This is a genomic window from Azospirillum doebereinerae, assembly GCF_003989665.1.
GTDB lineage: Bacteria > Pseudomonadota > Alphaproteobacteria > Azospirillales > Azospirillaceae > Azospirillum > Azospirillum doebereinerae.
This window is the reverse complement of the sequence record NZ_RZIJ01000012.1, coordinates 72228-91362: the sequence shown is the minus strand read 5'-3', so window position 1 is coordinate 91362 and position 19135 is coordinate 72228. Positions and strand designations below refer to the sequence as shown.

General features: G+C 70.1%; 16 protein-coding genes and 1 riboswitch. Of the genes, 9 read left to right on the top strand and 7 right to left on the bottom strand.

The window, feature by feature from the left end:
* The first annotated feature begins 87 nt into the window (after positions 1-87).
* Positions 88-714, top strand: coding sequence for a LysE/ArgO family amino acid transporter (locus EJ913_RS16075; RefSeq protein WP_126999638.1), 627 nt, complete (start codon positions 88-90; stop codon positions 712-714).
* Between the two features lie 149 nt (positions 715-863).
* Entirely contained in the window at positions 864-998 is a 135-nt protein-coding gene (locus EJ913_RS33030) for a hypothetical protein (RefSeq protein ID WP_280531379.1), read from the top strand.
* Between the two features lie 163 nt (positions 999-1161).
* On the opposite strand, the gene EJ913_RS16065 is transcribed toward EJ913_RS33030, so the two are convergent.
* The 5 genes from EJ913_RS16065 to EJ913_RS33025 all read right to left on the bottom strand — a co-directional run bounded on the left by EJ913_RS16065 (position 1162) and on the right by EJ913_RS33025 (position 6396).
* Positions 1162-2445 carry a TRAP transporter large permease gene (locus EJ913_RS16065; RefSeq protein WP_126999636.1) on the bottom strand — a complete coding sequence of 428 codons (1284 nt, stop codon included), beginning with the start codon at positions 2443-2445 and terminating at the stop codon, positions 1162-1164.
* Positions 2442-2966 (bottom strand): TRAP transporter small permease, encoded by a 525-nt coding sequence (locus EJ913_RS16060; RefSeq protein WP_126999634.1) that lies wholly within the window; start codon positions 2964-2966, stop codon positions 2442-2444. Before EJ913_RS16060 ends, EJ913_RS16065 begins: the two co-directional genes overlap by 4 nt.
* A 79-nt stretch (positions 2967-3045) precedes the next feature.
* A complete protein-coding gene (locus tag EJ913_RS16055; RefSeq protein ID WP_126999632.1) occupies positions 3046-4881 on the bottom strand; it encodes a sensor histidine kinase in 1836 nt (611 codons plus the stop codon).
* A gap of 188 nt (positions 4882-5069) precedes the next feature.
* Positions 5070-5738, bottom strand: a complete 669-nt coding sequence (locus EJ913_RS16050) for a glutathione S-transferase (protein ID WP_126999630.1) — start codon at positions 5736-5738, stop codon at positions 5070-5072.
* 190 nt (positions 5739-5928) lie between these two features.
* Positions 5929-6396 carry a con-10 family general stress protein gene (locus EJ913_RS33025; protein WP_126999628.1) on the bottom strand — a complete coding sequence of 156 codons (468 nt, stop codon included), beginning with the start codon at positions 6394-6396 and terminating at the stop codon, positions 5929-5931.
* A gap of 230 nt (positions 6397-6626) precedes the next feature.
* On the opposite strand from EJ913_RS33025, the gene EJ913_RS16040 reads away from it, so the two are divergent.
* The 5 genes from EJ913_RS16040 to ribB all read left to right on the top strand — a co-directional run bounded on the left by EJ913_RS16040 (position 6627) and on the right by ribB (position 13100).
* Complete coding sequence (locus EJ913_RS16040; RefSeq protein ID WP_238520333.1) at positions 6627-8168, top strand: sigma-54 interaction domain-containing protein; 1542 nt, start codon at positions 6627-6629, stop codon at positions 8166-8168.
* Between the two features lie 389 nt (positions 8169-8557).
* Positions 8558-10045: a cytochrome c oxidase accessory protein CcoG gene (gene ccoG / locus EJ913_RS16035; RefSeq protein WP_126999626.1), complete on the top strand. Its 1488-nt coding sequence runs from the start codon at positions 8558-8560 to the stop codon at positions 10043-10045.
* 45 nt (positions 10046-10090) lie between these two features.
* The gene (locus EJ913_RS16030; RefSeq protein ID WP_126999624.1) at positions 10091-10528 is read left to right on the top strand and encodes a DUF983 domain-containing protein; all 438 of its coding nucleotides are present in this window, start codon (positions 10091-10093) and stop codon (positions 10526-10528) included.
* A 39-nt stretch (positions 10529-10567) separates the two neighbouring features.
* Positions 10568-12025 (top strand): aminotransferase-like domain-containing protein, encoded by a 1458-nt coding sequence (locus tag EJ913_RS16025; protein WP_126999622.1) that lies wholly within the window; start codon positions 10568-10570, stop codon positions 12023-12025.
* Positions 12026-12125: 100 nt separating this feature from the next.
* Positions 12126-12278: riboswitch (FMN riboswitch) on the top strand.
* 132 nt (positions 12279-12410) lie between these two features.
* Entirely contained in the window at positions 12411-13100 is a 690-nt protein-coding gene (ribB, locus tag EJ913_RS16020; RefSeq protein ID WP_126999620.1) for a 3,4-dihydroxy-2-butanone-4-phosphate synthase, read from the top strand.
* A 144-nt stretch (positions 13101-13244) separates the two neighbouring features.
* On the opposite strand, the gene EJ913_RS16015 is transcribed toward ribB, so the two are convergent.
* Both EJ913_RS16015 and EJ913_RS16010 read right to left on the bottom strand, forming a co-directional pair.
* Positions 13245-14294, bottom strand: a complete 1050-nt coding sequence (locus EJ913_RS16015; protein WP_126999618.1) for a Leu/Phe/Val dehydrogenase — start codon at positions 14292-14294, stop codon at positions 13245-13247.
* An 84-nt stretch (positions 14295-14378) separates the two neighbouring features.
* Positions 14379-15329 carry a LysR family transcriptional regulator gene (locus EJ913_RS16010; RefSeq protein WP_126999616.1) on the bottom strand — a complete coding sequence of 317 codons (951 nt, stop codon included), beginning with the start codon at positions 15327-15329 and terminating at the stop codon, positions 14379-14381.
* A 104-nt stretch (positions 15330-15433) separates the two neighbouring features.
* Here EJ913_RS16010 and EJ913_RS16005 point away from each other — a divergent pair, with 104 nt between their 5' ends.
* Together EJ913_RS16005 and EJ913_RS16000 are read left to right on the top strand one after the other, a co-directional pair.
* The gene (locus EJ913_RS16005; RefSeq protein WP_126999614.1) at positions 15434-16330 is read left to right on the top strand and encodes a LysR family transcriptional regulator; all 897 of its coding nucleotides are present in this window, start codon (positions 15434-15436) and stop codon (positions 16328-16330) included.
* A gap of 177 nt (positions 16331-16507) precedes the next feature.
* Positions 16508-19129, top strand: a complete 2622-nt coding sequence (locus EJ913_RS16000; RefSeq protein ID WP_244939375.1) for a response regulator — start codon at positions 16508-16510, stop codon at positions 19127-19129.
* Positions 19130-19135: the final 6 nt, after the last annotated feature.

Below are 19135 nucleotides of genomic sequence, written 5' to 3'. Positions count from 1 at the left end.
CGCCGAGCCTGACGGCGCTTTCGTTCTCCGCTTTTCCCGACTCCGGCCGTTCCCGCGACGCGGGCGGTCTCCGCTTGAGGTTTGTCCATGTCCTCGTTGTTCTGGATCGCCGTCCAGGGGTTTTCCCTGGGGGGTGGGTTGATCATTGCCATCGGCGCGCAGAACGCCTTCATTCTCCGCCAGGGGCTGGTCCGGCGCCACGTGCTGCCGCTGGTTCTGTTCTGCGCGCTGAGCGACGCGGCTCTGATCGCCGCCGGCTCGGCCGGTTTCGGCAGTCTGGTGGCGAGCAGCCCGCTTCTGCTGCGGGGCGCCGCCTTCGGGGGAGCCGTCTTCCTGGGTATCTACGGCCTGCGCGCGTTCCGCAGCGCCTTCAAGCCGCAAAGCCTGAGCGCCGAGGGCGCCGCCAACCTGCCGCTCGGGCGGGCGCTCGCCACCGTCGCGGCCTTCACCTTCCTCAACCCGCACGTCTATCTGGACACGGTGGTGCTGGTGGGCGGCATCGCCGGGCGCTACGCGGTCGACGAGCGGGTCTGGTTCGCGGGCGGCGCCATGACGGCGTCCTTCGCGTGGTTCCTGTCGCTGGGCTACGGCGCGCGGCTGCTGGCCCCGCTGTTCGCCAAGCCGGTGGCGTGGCGGGTGCTCGACACGCTGATCGGGGTGGTGATGACCGCGCTGGCCATCAGCCTCCTGCTGTCGGGGCTGGGCGACCTGTGAGTGTGGGCGGGGGGACGGACGACGATGCCCTGTGGCGTCCGGCCATTGACTCGTTGGCCTTTCATCCCGCCGGGCATGAGGGGTTCTGTGCGGTTCACCGGCTGGCCTTCCGGACGCTGCTTGGGCGGGATGGCACGCCGGACGACTGCTTGGCTTATTTTGCCGAACACCGCTCGGCCTTCGATCGGGCGGCGGCGGCGAAGATCGCCCGACGCGGGCTGGGCGTCGCGGTGAACCTGCATCTCACCAGCCGCGACATCGCCCGTGCGCTGGGGAGTTTGTGAGGGGAGGGAGGCCACGGTTGCCCCCTCCCCAATCCTCCCCCGCTAACGCGGGAGAGGGAACCGCCGCTGAGCGCCGACAAGCCATCCGGCCCCCTCTCCCGTCAAAGGCGGGGGAGGGATGGGGAGGGGGCAACGGCCGCTTCACCTCCCACAGTTCCCCCAGTTAGAACCCCATCCGCCGGGGCAGCCACAGCGCCAGTTCCGGCCAGACCACCACGGCGGCCAGGGTCAGGAACATGGTGAAGATCAGCCACAGCACCCAGCGGAAGGTGCTTTCGATGGTGCAGCCGGCGATCCGGCAGGTCACCATCAGGTTGACGGCCATCGGCGGGGTGAACTGGCCGATGGCGATCTTCAGCGTCAGCAGCACGCCGAACCACACCAGATCCCAATGATAGTTCATCGCGATCGGGATCAGCAGCGGCAGCAGGATGATGAAGGTCGACACGCCGTCCAGGAAGGTGCCGATGACGATCAGCATGACCATCAGCAGCGCCATCACGCCGTACTCGCCGATTTCCAGATTGACGATGCCGTTGGCGATGGGGTCGATGATCGACAGCGTGCTCATCGCCCAGCCGAAGACGCTGGCGAGCGCGATGACGGTCAGAATGATCGCGGAGATCTCCGCCGCCTCGACCATCATCGAATAGAGGTCGCGGAACTTGACCGTGCGGTAGACCACCATGCCCAGCAGCAGCCCGTAGGCCACGGCGATCACCGCCGCCTCGGTCGGCGTGAAGATGCCGAAGCGCAGGCCCCCCAGGATCAGCACCTTGGCGAACAGCCCCAGCGAGGCGTCCCACAGGCTGCGCCAGAAGGGCGGGCGCGGCTCGTGCGACTGGTCGCCGCCCAGGTTGTAGCGGCGGGCCAGCCACAGGGTCGGCACGATCAGCGCCAGACCGGCCAGCGTGCCGGGAATGATGCCGGCCGCGAACATCGCCGTCACCGGGGCTTGGGGCACCAGCACGCTGTAGATGATCAGCGCGACCGAGGGCGGGATCAGGATGTCGGTCGCCGCCGCCGCCGCGATGACGCTGGCGATGTAGGGCCGGGGGTAGCCGGCGCGGATCATGCTGGGGGCCATCACGCCGCAGACCGCCGCCGCGATGGCGGGGCCGGAGCCGGAGATGCCGCCCATCATCATGGCGACCACCACGGCGATCACCGCCAGCGCCCCGCGTCCCTGACCGATGATGGCGGTGGCGAAGCGCACCAGCTTCTGCGCCACGCCCGAGCGGTCGAAGATGGTGCCGGCCAGCACGAACATCGGGATGGTCAGCAGCGGGTATTTGGCGATGCCGGTGTAGACGCTGGTCGGCACCGAGATGACGCCGAGATGGGCGAAGGCGATGGTCGCCGTTCCCGACAGGCCGAGCGCCACCGCGATGGGCACGCCCAGCAGCAGCATGACCGCGAAGCTTCCGAACAGCAGGGCCGTGATCACGCCTCGCCCTCCAGACGGTCGATTCCGCGTCCGACGCGGATCGCCCGCCCACCCGCCCGCAGCGCGACCACCACCGACAGCAGCGGCAGCCAGATCGTGTAGATCCACTGCGGCAGGCCCAGCGCCGGCGAGGTCACCTCGAACCGGTAGTCGTCCCAGGTCGACCAGGCGCCGTAGACGGCCAGGATCCCGTACATCGCGACCATGCAGAGCATGGCGAAGATCTCCGCCCGGCGCCGGTTGGTCAGCGTCATCTTGGAGGTGAGGAAGGTGATCCGCATGTGGCGGTCCTTCACCGTCGCGGCCGAGGCGCCGAGGAAGGTCATGACCACCATCAGGGCGATCGAATACTCCTCGGTGAAGGCGAAGGACATGTCGGTGAAGTAGCGCAGCATCACGTTGGCGAAGGTGATCGCCGCGACGACGGCCATGGTCGCGGCGACCAGGATCTCCTCGACGGCCAGGGGCACGCGGGGGTTCGGCACCGGCAGGGCGACGGTGGGGTCTCGTTCAGCACTCATGTTGCGGAGGTCCTGGTGTCGGGAGCGTGAATATTCCCCGGCCCCAGTTTTCTTTGCAAGAAACTATCGCCCGAACGAACTACCCCGAATGCGAGACCGCCATGACCGCCGCGCGGGGCTCCGTCCCCAGCGGCAGCGACAGGGTGAAGCGGCTGCCCTCGCCCAGCCGGCTTTCCACCTGCACCCCGCCGCCGTGCAGAATGGCGATGCGCCGCACCATGTTCAGCCCGACCCCGCTGCCCGCCGCGCCGCGTACGTTGGAGGCGCGGTAGAAACGGTCGAACACCCGCTCGACCTCCTCCGGCGGAATGCCGATGCCCTGGTCGGTCACCGACAGCCGGACCATCGGGCGGGGTTCTCCGGTCTCGCTCCAGACGCGCAAGGCCACGCGGCCGCCGGGGCGCGAGTATTTCAGGCCGTTGTTCAGCAGGTTGTGGACGCACAGCTCCAGCAGCGACGCGTCGCCGGACAGGCGCGGCGGGCAGTCCTCCAGCTCCAGTTCCAGATGGCGGTCGGTCGCCCCGTCGGCCTGGGCGCTCGCGGCGCCGCGCAGCAGGGCGGGCAGGTCGATGTCGTCCCGGCGCAGGGTCAGGGACGGGTCGCTCAAGCGGTCGTCGGCGAGGCAGGTCTCCAGGATGCCGACCTGCCGGCGCACCGCGCGGCGGATCTTCTCCAGCCGGGGGATCATGGCGGGGGCCTTGGCCTCGGCGTCCAGCAGCAGCATCTGCGCCGACCCGTCGATGATGGCGAGCGGCGTCTTGAACTCGTGCGCGGCCATCGACAGGAAGCTGTTCAGGGCGCGCTTGGCCTCCTGCTCGGCGGCCAGCAGGGTTTCCGCCTCCTGCCGGGCGGTGTCGAGCGTGCGCACGGTGTCGTGCAGCCGCGCCTCGATCCGGCGGCGCAGGGTGACGTCGCGCAGCAGCAGCAGTTGGCCGACGCTGCGCCCGTCGTAGCTCAGCGGCACCCGCGTCACTTCGAACTCGCGCGCCTGCGGCCCGTTGCCGACCTGGACCAGCCGGGGGGCGGGACCGTCCGAGGGCTCCGCCAGGGCTTGGGGCACCAGCACCGGACCGATCTCGGGAACGCCGTCGAGGCGGCGGCCGATCAGCCGGCCGGGAGAGGTGACCAGGGACTCCGCCGCCGGGTTGGCCTGGACCACCGTGCCGTCGCCGTCCAGCACCAGCACCGGGTCGGGCACCGCGTCGAGCAGCGCGCCGCGCGCGATGGGCAGCAGCTCGAACAGGCGCCGCCGGGCGATCAGCCAGTAGAAGACGATGCCCGTGATCAGGAAGCTGAAGGGTGTCGGGTCGATGTCGAACAGGACGACGTTGCTGGTGACGTAGCCGATGTTGGCCACCCACGGCACCGCCACGGCGAGCAGGAACCCGACGTAATGCGCCCGGTGCGCCGGGGCCGCGCGGCCGATGCCGCTGGCGGTCACGGCGAAGCTCAGTACCATGAAGGTGTAGAGGTAGATGGTGACGGCGAGGAACCACGGGCCGTGGACGTAGGACAGCGCCGCCCCCGGCTCGCCGCCGATGGGCTGGGCCGAGGCGTAGAGCAGGCGGTGCCAGTCGTTGGTCATCGCCATGCCCCAGGTCACCAGCCCCATCACCATGGGAACCTGCCGCCAGCGGGCCGACACCTCGCCGTGGATGTAGGACCAGATGAACAGGAACCAGAAGCTGGGGGCGCCGACGATGCCGGTCCAGGCCATCTTGGCCCAGAACAGCTTGGTCGTCGGCGACAGGGCCAGCGTCTCGGCGGCAGCGGCGGTCGCCCACCAGGACGCCGAGAGCTGCATCGCCAGGAAGTTCACCCGCCCCGGAAAGGGCGGGAGCCGCCAGCTCTGCCGGGCCAGCAGAAGCGTGATCAGAACCGTCCCCAGAAGGAGCACCGCCGGCAGGGTCAGCATGGAAAGCGTCGGCGAGGGGTCAAGACGGCTCCGAAACGACACGGTCCGGCGCAGCGCGCGACGGATCGACCGCCAGCATGGCCCGAGTCGGTGCGGGGGCGCAAGAACGGCCCTGCATCGGAATGTATCAAATGCAGACGTCCTGCGGATCGCCGGACGCGCCGCAGACGCCCACCCCGGACGGGCCGTCAGGCGTAGGCGTAGGGGCCGCCCCGGTCGAGCGCGCGGCGGTAGGCCGGGCGCGCGTGGATGCGCTCCAACCACGCCATCAGCCAGGGGCGCGACCCGTTCAGTCCGGCGCGCGACGCGGCGGCCTCGATGGGGAAGCTCATCTGGATGTCGGCGACGCTGAACTCCTCGCCCGCGAACCAGGGGGCGTTCTTCAGGCTCTCCTCCAGGAAGTCGAGGTGCTGGGTCAGGCGCGGGGTCACCATGACGCCGGTGACTCCCCGGCCGATCTGCCGGGCCAGCGGGCGCAGCAGGAAGGGCATCGGCGGGCGCCCCATCCGGTCCATCACCAGCTTCAGCAGCAGAAGCGGCATCAGCGACCCCTCGGCGTAATGCAGCCAGTAGGTGCAGCGCAGCCGCTCGGCCGTGCCGGGGGCCGGGCGCAGCCGGCCGTGGCCGTGCTGTCCGACGATGTATTCCAGGATGGCGCCGGATTCGGCGATGGTCAGCCCGTCGTCGACGACCACCGGGGATTTCCCCAGCGGGTGGACGGCGCGCAGGCTGGCCGGCGCCGCCATGGTGGCCGGGTCGCGTTCGTATCGGACGACCTCGTAGGGAAGCTCCAACTCCTCCAGCAGCCACAGGACGCGCTGCGAGCGCGAATTGTTCAGATGGTGGACGGTGATCATGGCGGCGGCGGTTTCCCTGGCGTTCGTTGGTCTTTTGCCATGACCTATACGTTCGGACCCACCCTTTGGTTCAAGCTGTGACGACTTAAAGTCTTCGGACGCGAAAACGCCGGCCTCTCCTTCCCATTTCCCGCAAGGAAACATGGAAGCAAAGGCCGGCGCCTTGCCTTAACGGAGACTGTCAGAAATCTTAGCGGCGGTTGCCGCCGCCGCTGTGCTCACCGCCCTTGCGGCCGGCTTCCGCCGCCTTGTCGCGGTCCTGGGCGAAGTTGCCGCCACCCTGGCCGCCGCTTCCACCCTGGTGGCCGCCGCCACCCTGATTGCCACCACCGCTGTGTTGCCCGCCCTTCCGGCCGGCCTCGGCGGCGAGTTCATGATCCTTGGAGAAGCTGCGATCCTCCGCCGCGACGTTCTGGCCGCCCTTCCGCCCGGCCTCCGCCGCCAGTTCGTGGTCCTTGGAGAAGCTGCGGTCCTCGGGCGCCACGTTGTGACCGCCCTTGCTGCCCGCCTCGGCGGCGCGCTGCGGGTCGTTCTTGAAATTCCCGCCCGACGCCTGACCGCCCTTGTGCCCGGCCTCGGCCGCGCGTTCCGGATCGTTCTTGAAGTTGCCGCCGGATTGCTGGCCGCTCTTGCCGTGTCCTTCGTGCTGATTCGCCATGGTTTTTTCCTCCGTGTTTGTGAACCACGGTGCCGACAACACAGGGAATCCCGACCCGTCGCGGGTCCTCTGCCACACGGACAGCGGCGTCCCCGGCGGGGCCTCTTTCCACTGGTCCGAAGCACAGGCGGTCATCGGCATGCGGCCGACCCATGGGATACCTCCGCCGTCCAGGCTGCGCTCTCCGGCCGCATCTCCAGAATCGGCGTGCGCTCCGGGGAAAACCCGGCATGATGCGGGCGGATTGGCACCGGGCGGCGGACGGGGAGCGGACGGGCGTGTTCGAGAGCGACGAGACGGGTGGATTCACCGGCGCTTTCCGGGGCGGCGCGGACATGCTGCGTGGACGCGCGATGCCGTCGCTGTTCGACGCGCTCGACAAGCAGTCCGAGGGCACGGTGGCGGTGGACCGCGACGCCCGAGTTATCTGGATCAACGCCAAATACGCCCGCATGCTGGGCATTCCCGACCCCGCCCAAGCCATCGGCCGCGAGGTGGAGGAGATCATCCCCAACTCGCAGATGCGTCAGGTCATCTCCACCGGCCAGCCGATCCTGCTGGACCTGATGCTGTTCGGGTCGCAGCGCCTGATCGTCTCGCGCTTTCCCCTGACCGACGACGAGGGCGGGGTGATCGGGGCGGTCGGTTTCGTCCTCTACGACAGTCTGCACCGGCTGAAGCCCTTGTTGGCCGAGCTGTCGCGGCTGGAGGCCGAATTGGCGGCGACCAAGCGCCGGCTCGACGAGCGGCGGCAGCCCCGCTACACGCTGCAAAGCTACGTCGGCGACTGCGCGCCCAGCCTGGAGGTCAAGCGCAAGGCCCGGCTCGCCGCCCGCACCGACGCGCCGATCCTGCTTCTGGGCGAGACCGGAACCGGCAAGGAGCTGATCGCCCAGGCCATTCACGGGTTGTCGGCGCGCACCGGCCGTCCCTTCGTCGGCGTCAACGTGGCGGCGATCCCCGACACGCTGCTGGAGGCCGAGTTCTTCGGCGCGGTGCCCGGCGCCTACACCGGGCTGGACCGGCGGGGGCGGGAAGGGCGCTTCAAGACCGCCGACGGCGGCACCCTGTTCCTCGACGAGATCGGCGACATGCCGATGGGGCTGCAAGCCAAGCTGCTGCGCGCCCTCCAGGAGCAGGAAATCGAGCCGCTCGGTTCCGACCGGCCGGTGAAGGTGGACGTGCGGGTGATCGCGGCGACCAACGTCGATCTGGAGCAGCGCATCCAGGACGGCCGCTTCCGCTCCGATTTGTATTACCGGCTGAACGTGCTGCCGATCCAGCTGCCCTCGCTGTCGGAGCTTGGCGGCGGCCTGGAGGCCATCGCCGAATCGATCCTCCAGGAGATCGCCGCTCGCACCGGGCTGCCCGGACGCGGACTGACCCCGGAGGCGGTGGAGGCGCTGAGCCGCCACCCCTGGCCCGGCAACGTGCGCGAACTGCGCAACGTGCTGGAGCGCGCCTGCCTGCTGACCGACAATCTGCGCCTGACCGTCGAGGATCTGGCCGAGGCGCTGCCCACCGTGCGTCTGGCCGCGCGTCAGACGCCGTCCCGCCCGACGCCGCTTCCCCGTCCGGTCCCCGAGGCGTTGCCGGTGCCGTCCACGCTGCCTCTGGATTACGACGCGGCTTACGACGCTTTCGAACGCGACCTGTTGGGCCGGGCGCTGGCGGCCAGCAACGGGCGGGCGGAAGCGGCGGCGCGGCTGCTCGGCATCTCGCGCGCCGCCTTCTACAAGAAGCTGGCGCGTCTGGGCCTGCGCGCGCGCTGAACCTCTGCAGGTTCAGCCACGCCTGCCCCCTCCCCATCCCTCCCCCGCCTTTGGCAGGAGAGGGGGCCGGATCCTTGTCGAGGCTCGGCGGAGTTCCCTCTCCCGCCGAAGGCGGGGGAGGGTTAGGGAGGGGGCAACCCTTCCCGCACTGGGTAGGCCCGCTCAAGACAACCCCACCATCAAGCCCTCCATCAATCCGTTATTGTATGGATAAATCGATAGGATTGCGGCGCATTGACGCATTCAATCCGCTTGATGATTGCAGTCAATCGGCGTAGAACAAATCCCGATGATTGACGGCGGTCTCGCGGTGCGGGTGCCGCCGCGCAAGGCTCCGGCCAAGCCGGGACCGCCCTTCACCGCACCGCCCTTTCCGGGATCGAATCGCCATGCCGAACACCCTGACGCGCTTGGGCGGACCCGCGCGCGTGCTGCCCCTTCAGGACGGCACAGCCGAGGCCAAGCCGGCCCCGCTCTTTGTCTCGCGCCGTCAAATCCACCCGAAATCGGTGAAGGGCCGCTACCGCCGCATCAAGACGTGGCTCGGCATCGCCCTGCTGGCCCTGTTCGTGCTGCTGCCCTGGCTGCGCTGGGACCGGGGGCCGGGCATCGCCGACCAGGCCGTGCTGTTCGACCTGGGCGAGCAGCGCTTCTACCTGTTCGGGCTGGAGCTGTGGCCGCAACACATCTACTACATGACCGGGGCGATGATCCTGGCGGCGGTCGGGCTGTTCCTGGCGACCTCGGTGGCCGGGCGCGTCTGGTGCGGCTTCACCTGCCCGCAGACGGTCTGGACCGACCTCTACGTCTGGGTCGAGAAGCTGACCGAAGGCGACCGGGGCGAGCGCATCCGGCTCGACCACCAGCCCTGGACCGCCAACAAGATCGCCCGCAAGACGGTCAAGCACGCCGCCTGGATTCTGATCGCGCTGGTCACCGGCGCGTCCGGCATCTTCTATCTGGCCGACGCGCCGACGCTGACGGCGGAGATGCTGCGCTTCGAGGCGCCGGAACTGGCGGTGTGGTCGATCCTGATCGTCGCCGGCTCCACCTACCTGATGGCCGGCTTCATGCGCGAGCAGATGTGCCTGCACGCCTGCCCGTGGCCGCGCATCCAGGCGTCGATGATCGACGAGGACAGCAAGGTCGTCACCTACCAGGAATGGCGCGGCGAGGGCCGGGCGCCGCTGCGCAAGAGCCAGTCCGACGCCGACCGCAAGGCGGCGGGGATGGGCGACTGCATCGACTGCGGCCAATGCGTCCATGTCTGCCCGACCGGCATCGACATCCGCGACGGCTTGCAGATGGACTGCATCGGCTGCGGCCTCTGCGTGGACGCCTGCAACGACGTGATGCTCCGCATCGGCAAGCCAACCGACCTGATCCTGTTCGACACCGGCGCCGCCCAGGCCGCCAAGGCGGTGGGCGCCGAACCGCCGCGCACGAGCTGGCTGCGCCCCCGCACCATCGTCTACATCCTGCTGATGGTGGTGGTGACCGGGCTGATGGCCATCGGCGTCCTGATGAAGCCAAGCGCCGACATCGCCATCCTGCGCGACCGCGCGCCGCTCTATGTCCGGCTGGCCGACGGTCGGGTGCAGAACGCCTACACGGTGAAGATCTCCAACATGACCCGCACGGAGCGGAGCTACCGGCTGACGCTCGGCGGTCTGGACGGCGCCCGTCTGGCGGTGGCCGGCGAAGCCGGGGAGGCCGACGGCCTGACCCTGACCGCGCCGCCCAGCGCCGTCGCCACCTACCGGGTCTACGCCCGCCTGCCGGAAACCGACCGGACCCCGGCCTCGACCCCGGTGACCTTCGACGTGCGGACCGAGGGCGGCGGCGCCCGCCACGACAGCGTCTTTCTCGCTCCCTGACCGAAGGGCCTTCGACAAGGCCCCCTGACTGAAGGAAAGCCTCCGATGACCGACGCCACGCCCACCCCCGGCCTTTCGCCGATGGAAACCGGCATCCGGTGCCGCTGCCCGCGCTGCGGTCGGGGGCCTCTCTTCCAGGGATACCTGACGCTGGCCCCACGCTGCCGGGACTGCGGGCTGGACTTCTCCTTCGCCGACCCGGCGGACGGCCCGGCCTTCTTCGTGATGTCGATCGTCAGCTTCCCGGTAGTCGCCTTCGCCGGCTGGCTGGAGGTGTCGTTCGAGCCGGCGCTGTGGGTGCATTTCGTCACCTCGCTGCCCCTGCTGCTGATCGGGTGCCTTGCCCTGCTGCGGCCGCTGAAAGGATGGATTGTCTGCGCGCAATACATCCACAAGGCGGCCGAGGCCCGGTTGGTCGAAGCGGAAACAACGGCGATCCCCGCTTCCGGTGCTTGCGCATCGGGGTCGGGCGCCGTCAAATAACGCCGGTTCAAGACGATGGACCGGTGGATCGGGGCTTCCATGCAAGCGGAACAGGACAGGACGGGGCACGAGGATTGGGCGCCCCGCCTCGGTGGCAGGGACAAGCCGGCCTACATCGCCATCGCCGACGCCATCGCCGACGACGTGCGGGAAGGCCGTCTGTCGCCCGGCCAGCGTTTGCCGCCGCAACGCGCGCTGGCGGCGCGGATCGGCCTGGACTTCACCACGATCAGCCGGGGCTACGGCGAAGCCCGCCGCCGGGGGCTGGTCGATGCCCATGTCGGGCAGGGGACTTTCGTACGCGGCCCGGCGCGTTCGGCGGATCCGGCCCCGGTGGCGCGTCCCGCCCCGTCGGTCCGGCGCGAGGGGGCGCGTGCCGCCTTCGTCGACATGACGATGAACCAGCCGCCGATCCCCGACCGGCCCGAGTTGATGGACCGGCTCCGCCGCGACGCCGCCGAGGCGGTGGCGGACATGGATCCGCACTGCCTGCTGCGCTACCCCGACAGCGTCGGCACCGACAGCGCGGCGGCGGACAAATCGGCGGGGTTGCTCTGGCTGCGCGACCGCATCCCCGGCCTCACGGCGGACCGTTTGACGTTGTGCCCCGGCACCCAGGGCGCGCTGCTGGCCCTGCTGACCACGCTGGCCCGCCCCGGCGATAGGGTGTGCGCGGAGGCCTTGACCTATCCCGGCTTCAAGGCGGTGGCCCGGCAACTCGGCCTGACGGTGGTCGGTGCGCCGATGGACCGCGACGGGCTCGACCCGCTGGCGTTGCGTGCGCTGTTCGAGAAGCACCGGCCGAAGCTGCTCTACTGCATGCCGACCCTGCACAACCCGACGACGGCGACCATGCCTCTGGAGCGCCGCGAGGCGGTCATCGCCGTGGCGCGCGAGTTCGGCGTCTGCATCGTCGAGGACGACATCTACGGCCGGTTGGTCACGGACGGCCCGCCACCGCTGGCGGCCCTGGCGCCCGACATGGTGTTCCACATCGCCGGGCTGGCGAAATGCCTCTCCCCGGCCTTGCGGCTGGCCTATGTGGCGGCACCCGACGCGCGGCAGGCCATGCGGGTGACCGGTGCGCTGCGGGCGACGACGCTGATGGCCTCGCCGATCACCTGCGCCATCGCCACCCGCTGGATCGCCGGGGGCGCCGCCGCCGCGCTGCTCGCCGCCGTGCGCGAGGAGGCGGTGGAGCGCCAAGCCCTGGCCGCCGAATTGCTGCCGCCGGGCTCCTTCGCCGGCGGTCCTGAGTCCTTCCACATCTGGCTGCGCCTGCCGCCGAGTTGGACGCGGGGCGAGTTCGCCACCCATCTGCGCACGCGCGGCATCGCCGCCGTGGTCGGCGACACCTTCGCGGTCGGCGATCCGGTGCCGGAGGCGCTGCGGCTGTGCCTGGGCGCGGCGGCCGACGTCGCCGAGACCCGCTGGGTCCTGTCGGTGGTGGCCGAGGCGCTGGAGCAGACCCCGGCGCTGGCCGGGGTGATCATCTGACGCGGCAACCGGTGGAAAACCCCACGTCCGCCCATTGACAACCGCCCGTTTCTGTCGATAGCTGACGTGTGTCGCCGCCCATGCCGGGCGGCGGCACATCGCTTGTTCTCAGGGCAGGGTGAAAATCCCGACCGGCGGTAATCCTTCCACGGAAGGGGAGCCCGCGAGCGCCCATGGCCCACCGGCCATGGGGTCAGCAGATCCGGTGCGAAGCCGGGGCCGACGGTTACAGTCCGGATGAAAGAGAATGAGCCGGTCATGCGCGGGATCCCCCGTTCCACGGGGGTGAGAGCGATGGCCTGCGCCGACGCGGCCGGGATTCCGTCTCCGTCGCGTCGTCTCTTTGCGCCCTGATTCAGGCTCGCCCATAACTGGAGTGAGTGTCATGAATCAGATCATCAACCAGACCCAGGACCAGCCTTCGGTCCACAATCAGGACAGCCTTCTCGCCCGTTTCGGCACGCCGGACGAGCGCGTGGCCCGCGCGGTGGACTCCATCCGCCAAGGCGGAGGTGTCGTCGTCGTCGATGACGAGGACCGCGAGAACGAGGGCGACATCATCTACCCGGCCGACGGGATCACGGTGGAGCAGATGGCCCTGCTCATCCGCGCCTGCTCGGGCATCGTCTGCCTGATCCTGACCGACGAGCGGACCAAGCGGCTGGAACTGGCGCCGATGGCGGCGTCGAACAGCTCCCGCTTCGGCACGGCCTTCACCGTGTCGATCGAAGCGCGCGACGGGGTGACGACCGGGGTGTCCGCCGCCGACCGGGTTACGACCATCCGCACGGCCATTGCCGACGATTGCCGTCCGGAGGAGTTGAGCCGTCCCGGCCACGTCTTCCCGATCCGGGCGCATCCGGGCGGGCTGGCGGTCCGCCGGGGCCACAGCGAGGCGACCATCGAGCTGATGCGGCGGGCCGGGCGCAAGCCGGCCGGCGTGTTGTGCGAGGTGATGAATCCGGACGGAACCATGGCCCGTCTGCCGGAGCTGGTGGCCTTTGCGCTGGAGCACGGCATGCCGGTGGTCAGCATCGAGGACCTCAGCGCCGTGCGGCTGCGGTCGGTGGCCTGACGGCAAGGGTGCGCTTGCCCCCTCCCTGACCCTCCCCCGCCGTTGGCGGGAGAGGGAACTCCGCCGAACGCCGACAAGCGTCCGGTCCCCTCTCCCGCGCAGCGGGGGAGGGATAGGGAGGGGGCAAAACGCCTCCTCCACCTCTCACGCCGCCCGCCGCGCCGCCCCCACCGTGAAGTTCTCCTCCGCCATGCGCAGGGCGGTGCGGCTGGTCGGCTGGTTCTCGCGCTCGGCGCGCTGGAAGATGTCCAGGGCGATGCCGCGAATGCGCTCGCAATCGGCCAGCACGGTGGCGGGGTCGTAGCCCGGCCCCTCATGCGCCACGTCGATCAGCCCGCCGGCGCTGACCACGAAATCCGGAGCGTAGAGAATCCCGCGCCGGTGCAGCGCCAGCCCATGCCCCTCGTCGGCGAGCTGGTTGTTCGCCGCGCCGCACACCGCCTTGCAGCGCAGGCGGGGGATCGTCGCGTCGTCGAACACCGCGCCCAGCGCGTTGGGCGACAGGACGTCGGCCTCGGCGAACAGGATCTCCGACGCCGCGACCGTCCGGGCACCGAACCGCGCGGCGGCCTCCGCCATGCGGTCCTCCCGCACGTCGCTGACGGTCAGCGCGGCGCCGGCCGCGTGCAAGTAGCGGCAGAGCCGGAACCCGACGCTGCCCAACCCCTGCACGGCGACGCTCATCCCCTCAAGATCGCTGCGGCCGAAGCGGTGCGCGGCGGTGGCGAGGAGGCCCTGGAACACGCCATAGGCGGTGGCCGGGCAGGGCTCGCCGGACGCGTCGGGCAGGCCGGCGGCGTAGGGGGTGACGGTGCGGATCACCTCCATGTCGCGCACGGTGGTGCCGACGTCGTCGGCCATGATGTAACGGCCCTGAAGCGTCGCGACGGCGCGGCCCATGGCGCGCAGCAGCTCCGGGGTCTTGTCGCGGGCCGGGTCGCCGATGATGACCGACTTGCCGCCGCCGTAGGGCAGGCGGGTGATCGCCGCCTTGTAGGTCATGCCGCGCGACAGCCGCAGCACGTCGCGCACCGCCTCCTCCTCCGAGGCGTAGGGGTGCATGCGGCAGCCGCCGAAGGCGGGACCACGGCTGGTGTTGTGGATCGCGACGATCGCCTTCAGCCCGACCGAGGGTTCGTTCACGAAGACGACCTGCTCATGCTCCATGAAATCGACCGCGCCGAAGATGCTCATGACCCGGACCCCTGTTCGATGATTGTTTCGTTGAACAAAGGGTAGGCGGGGCGGCGCGGCGGAAAAACGTCGGTTCGTCGGCGTTCAGGTGAAGGCCGGTGCACCTTTCGGCGCGGAGGCGGTGCCCAGTTCGGCCAGGAAGGCGCGCAGCACGGCGGTGTCGGGCCGGGTCGCGTGGGTCGCCGCCAGCATGCCGGTGGAGATCGTCGTCGCGTCGGGCCGCACCGCGCGCAACCGCCCGTCGCGCTCCCAGCCGGCGCCGACATGGCGCGGCAGGAACCCCAGATAACGCCCGGTCAGCAGCAGGAAGGCGATGGCCTCGATCTGGCGGGCGGTCGCGGTGATCGACACCGGCGCCCAGCCCGTTCCGAACAGCGCGGCCAGATGCTGGCTCTCCGAATAGCTGAGCGAGGCGTAGGCGTGCTCCAGCAGCGACTCCACCGGCGCGTCGGCGGCGCGCTCGAACAGCGGGTGGCCGGGGCCGCAATAGAGGCAGCAATCCTCCGCGTAGAGCGGGCGGTAGGTCAGGCCGGGCTGGCGCCGCTCGCGCTCGGGCAGGACGCCGACGTGCAGGCGGTTGTCGAGCAGCGCCGCCTCCACCGCGTCGGGCGCCAGGATCGACAGGTTCAGCGTCACGGCCGGCGCGCGGGCGGCCAGCCGGGTCAGGGCCGGCACCACCGGAGTCGCCGGGTCGCCGACCATGTGGTCCATCAGCCCGATGCGCAGTTCCCCCACCAGATCGGTGTGCAGGCCGCTGACCTGGGCGCGGAAATCGTCCAGCGACTTCAGGAGCTGCTCGGCGTGGGCGTGGAGGGCGGCGCCGTGCTCGGTCAGTTCGAAACCGGCGCGGCCCCGGCGGCACAAGGTCAGGCCGAGGCGGTCCTCCAGGTCGGCCATGTGCTTGCTGATGGTGGAGCGACCGACGTTCAGCTCGACCTGGGCAGCGGCGAAGCCGCCATTCGCCACCACCGCGCGGAACACCCGCAGCAGCCGCAAATCGACGTCGCCGATCCGCCCGTGAAAGCCCTTCGCCATCCCCGATCCTCCGCCGCACAGGATAGCGCCGGGCGCGGGGCGAAGGAACCGGAAGCCTCGCGGCCAAGCTTGCAGCCGGCCGGCGGCGTCGTCACAGTGGCGCGATGCATGTGGACACCACCGACCTGCGCCTGCTGCGCATCTTCCTGACCATCGCCGAATCCGGCGGATTCGCCGCCGCCCAAAGCGAGCTGAACCTGTCGCTGCCGACGATCTCCAGCCACATGGCGGCGCTGGAAGGCCGGCTGGGGCTGACGCTGTGCCGCCGGGGCCGCGCCGGCTTCGCCCTGACCGCCGAGGGCAACGCCATCTACGAGGAGGCGCGCCACCTGTTCCTGGCGCTCGACCGCTTCGAGCAGCGGGCGCGGGCCTTGCAGAACCGCATGTCGGGGACGCTGACGCTGGGCATCGTCGACAACACCATCACCGACCCCCACCTGCCGCTGGAGCGCGTCTTCGCCCGCTTCGCCGAGGCGGCGCCGGAGGTGGTCGTCTCCATCGTCACCCGGCCGCCCAGCGAGCTGCTGCGCGACGTGGTGTCCCGCCAGTTGCAGATCGCCATCGGCAGCTTCCCGCGCGTCGCGCTGGGGCTGGACTACACCGATCTCTACACCGAGCAGCAGAACCTCTATTGCGGGCGGGAACACCCCTTGTTCGCGGCCGAGGATGCCGGCATCACCATCGAGCTGGTGCGCCAGCACCGCATCGTCGCCCGCAGCTATTGGGGCCTGCGCGACCTGAAGGTCTTCGCCATCGCCGCGCCGCGCGCGGTGGTCAGCGACATGGAATCGACGGCGCGGCTGATCCTGTCGGGAGCCTATCTGGGCTATCTGCCCGACCATTACGCCGCCCCCGACGCGCAAGCCGGACGGCTGCGGGCGATCCGGCCCGACCTCTTCGGCACCAAGGCCCTGTTCCAGGCGGCGACGGTCCCGGAGTCGAAGGCCGAGCCGATGGTCGCGCTGTTCCTCGATCTGCTGGCCGAGGAAACCCGCCGCTGAGCGGCCGACCGGTTCGGCGCCGCGTCCGGCGAGGGGCTGCATGCTGCGGTGCGGTGGATTTGGCGCAAGCGCCTCCGGCCCGTCTGTGATAGTTTGGAACCGAATTATCCCGGCGCGTTTCCGGTTGACCATCCACATGGGGGCGCGGTGAGTCGCTTCGTTCGAGGCGCTTTTGTCGTGACGATCGTGCTGTCCGCGATGGCGGGGAACGCGGCGCACATGGCGTATCGTGACTACCAGGATACCTTGCAGCGGCGCTACTCCCTGGTGCGCGACATGTCGAAAGTGGTGGAGGAACACGTCCACCGCGCGATCCGTGGCGCTGCCATTTCGCTCGACCAGACGGCGGGGATGGTGGCCGAGGCCGGCGGCATCGACGCCATCCGCGACATGGACCATTGGATGCGCCTGCGCGAGGCCGCCGCCCACGTCGACGGCGGCGAGACGATCTGGATCTTCGACGCCGAGGGCCGCTCGGTCATGGAGTCGCTCAGCTACCCCGGACGCTCGGCGGATGTCGCCGACCGCGACTATTTCCGCGCCTCGCGGGAAAGCGACCGTCTGTTCATCGGCCCGGCGGTGATCGGCCGCACCGCCGAGAAGCGGATGATCTTCACCATCTCGCGCCCCTTGCGTGACCAGGACGGAACGTTCATCGGCGTCGTCGCGGCGGGGATCAGCGTCGATTACCTGACCGACTTCTATGATCTGCTCGGCTTCGACTACAACCCGCTGATCGGCGTCTACCGGCCCAACGGCGACGTGGTCGCCCGGCGGCCCAACATGCGCGAGATGGTCGGGCGCAGCGTCGCCGACGGGCTGCTGTTCAAGACCAAGTTGAAGGAAGCGCCGGAGGGCCTGTACATCTCGCCCTCCGTGCTCGACGGAACCTCGCGGATCGCCGCCTACCGGACGATGCGGGATTACGGCCTGATCGTGCTGACCGGCATCGACGAGGCCGAAGCCTTCGCCGAATGGCGCACCCGCTCGGCCTACATGGCGGCCGAGGCGCTGCTCGCCAGCCTCGTGATCCTGCTGACCATGGGCTGGGGGCTGCGATACCTCGACCGGGAACGGCGGACGCAGATCCAACTGACCGAGGCGCGGGCCTCGGCCGAGCAGGCTGGCGCCGAACGCGACCAGGTCACCCGTTTGGCCGCCGAGTTGAAACGCGCCAAGGAGGTGGCCGAATCGGCCAACCGGGGCAAGGGAGAGTTCCTCGCCGGGCTGAGCCACGAGTTGCGCACGCCGTTGAACGCCGTGATCGGCTTCTCCGACCTCATCGCGCGCGAGGCGGAAGGGCCGGTCGGCACGCCGGTCTACAAGCGCTTCGCCTTGAACGTTCGCGATTCGGGGCAGCATTTGCTGGAGCTGATCAACGAGATCCTCGACCACGCGCAGGCCGAGGCCGGCTGTCTGAAGATCGAGGAGACGACCGTCGATCTCGACGCCGCCGCGACCTTCGCCGTCCGCATGTTGACCCCGCGCGCCGAGCGGGCGGGGGTGACGCTGGCGGTGTCGGTCGCACCGTCCGTGCGGTCGCTGCGCGCCGACGAGCGGCGGCTGCGCCAGATCCTGCTGAACCTGATCGCCAACGCGGTGAAGTACACGCCGTCCGGCGGGTCGGTCACCGTGACCGCCGGGATGGAGGCGGGGGCGCTGGAGATCCGCGTCACCGACACCGGACTCGGCATTCCGGCCGAGGACATCGACCGGGTGATGGAGCCGTTCGGGCGGGCCGACACGGCGGCGAACCGCCGGATCGAGGGGACCGGACTCGGCCTGCCGCTGACGCGCCGTCTGGTCGAACTGCATGGCGGAACCCTGGCGCTGCGCAGCACGCTGGGCGTCGGCACCACGGTGACGGCCCGGCTGCCCGGCGCGCGTGTTCTGCCGCCCAACATCCCGGCCGCCCCGCCGCCAGCCGCCGAGCGGCGCGCACCGATGCGCATCCTGGTGGTGGACGACGACCCGTCGATCCGCGAAGGCGCGGCCATGCTGCTGCAATCCTGGGGGCACCGGGTGACGCTCGCCGCCAACGCCAACGAGGCGCTGGTCGTGCTGAGCGGAACCGAGCCGCTGGATCTGCTGTTCAGCGACGTGGTGATGCCGCCGGGAATGCCCGGCACCGAACTGGCCAAGCACGCGAGGCGCCTGCGTCCGGGCCTGCCGATCCTGCTCACCTCCGGCTTCGCCGCCCACGCGGTGGGGGCCGGCGACGATGTGGCGGCGGACATCGCCATGGTCGCCAAACCCTACGCCAGCGCGGATCTGAAACGGCATCTGGACCGCATCGCGGCGGAACGCCATCCGTCCGACACGCCTTTCGCTCCATCCTCCACCGCGCCCGCCGCAACGATCATGGACGCGCCGATGACCGAATCCACGCCCCCCGCTTCGTCTTCGGTCCGCAAGCCGCGCCTGCTGATCGCCGAGGATCTGGACATGAACCGCGAACTTCTGGCCGCCATTTTCCGGTCGAGCGGCTACAGCCTGGACCTCGTCGCCGACGGCCGGGCGGCGGTGGAGGCGTTGCGCGCGGCCGATTACGACCTCGTTTTGATGGACGTCCACATGCCGGGCATGGATGGGCTGGAAGCGACCCGCATCATCCGGGCAATGCCGTCGCCGCGTGGCCGCGTGCCGATTTTGGCGCTGACCGCCGGCAACATGCCGGAGGAGATCGACGACTGCCGTCGCGCCGGCATGGACGGCCACATCGGCAAGCCCTATGACCGGGAGCGTCTGCTGCGGGAAACGGCGAAGGCGATGGCGGGCGCGCACGCGCCGGGGGCCTGAGGATTC

What these genes read in the sequence shown, in the direction of transcription:
- EJ913_RS16075 (WP_126999638.1), top strand. Translation starts at nt 88, where the DNA reads ATGTCCTCGTTGTTCTGGATCGCCGTCCAGGGGTTTTCCCTGGGGGGT.
- EJ913_RS16060 (WP_126999634.1), bottom strand. Translation starts at nt 2,966, where the DNA reads ATGAGTGCTGAACGAGACCCCACCGTCGCCCTGCCGGTGCCGAACCCC.
- EJ913_RS16055 (WP_126999632.1), bottom strand. Translation starts at nt 4,881, where the DNA reads ATGCTGACCCTGCCGGCGGTGCTCCTTCTGGGGACGGTTCTGATCACG.
- EJ913_RS16050 (WP_126999630.1), bottom strand. Translation starts at nt 5,738, where the DNA reads ATGATCACCGTCCACCATCTGAACAATTCGCGCTCGCAGCGCGTCCTG.
- EJ913_RS33025 (WP_126999628.1), bottom strand. Translation starts at nt 6,396, where the DNA reads ATGGCGAATCAGCACGAAGGACACGGCAAGAGCGGCCAGCAATCCGGC.
- EJ913_RS16040 (WP_238520333.1), top strand. Translation starts at nt 6,627, where the DNA reads ATGATGCGGGCGGATTGGCACCGGGCGGCGGACGGGGAGCGGACGGGC.
- ccoG (WP_126999626.1), top strand. Translation starts at nt 8,558, where the DNA reads ATGCCGAACACCCTGACGCGCTTGGGCGGACCCGCGCGCGTGCTGCCC.
- EJ913_RS16030 (WP_126999624.1), top strand. Translation starts at nt 10,091, where the DNA reads ATGACCGACGCCACGCCCACCCCCGGCCTTTCGCCGATGGAAACCGGC.
- EJ913_RS16025 (WP_126999622.1), top strand. Translation starts at nt 10,568, where the DNA reads ATGCAAGCGGAACAGGACAGGACGGGGCACGAGGATTGGGCGCCCCGC.
- ribB (WP_126999620.1), top strand. Translation starts at nt 12,411, where the DNA reads ATGAATCAGATCATCAACCAGACCCAGGACCAGCCTTCGGTCCACAAT.
- EJ913_RS16015 (WP_126999618.1), bottom strand. Translation starts at nt 14,294, where the DNA reads ATGAGCATCTTCGGCGCGGTCGATTTCATGGAGCATGAGCAGGTCGTC.
- EJ913_RS16010 (WP_126999616.1), bottom strand. Translation starts at nt 15,329, where the DNA reads ATGGCGAAGGGCTTTCACGGGCGGATCGGCGACGTCGATTTGCGGCTG.
- EJ913_RS16005 (WP_126999614.1), top strand. Translation starts at nt 15,434, where the DNA reads ATGCATGTGGACACCACCGACCTGCGCCTGCTGCGCATCTTCCTGACC.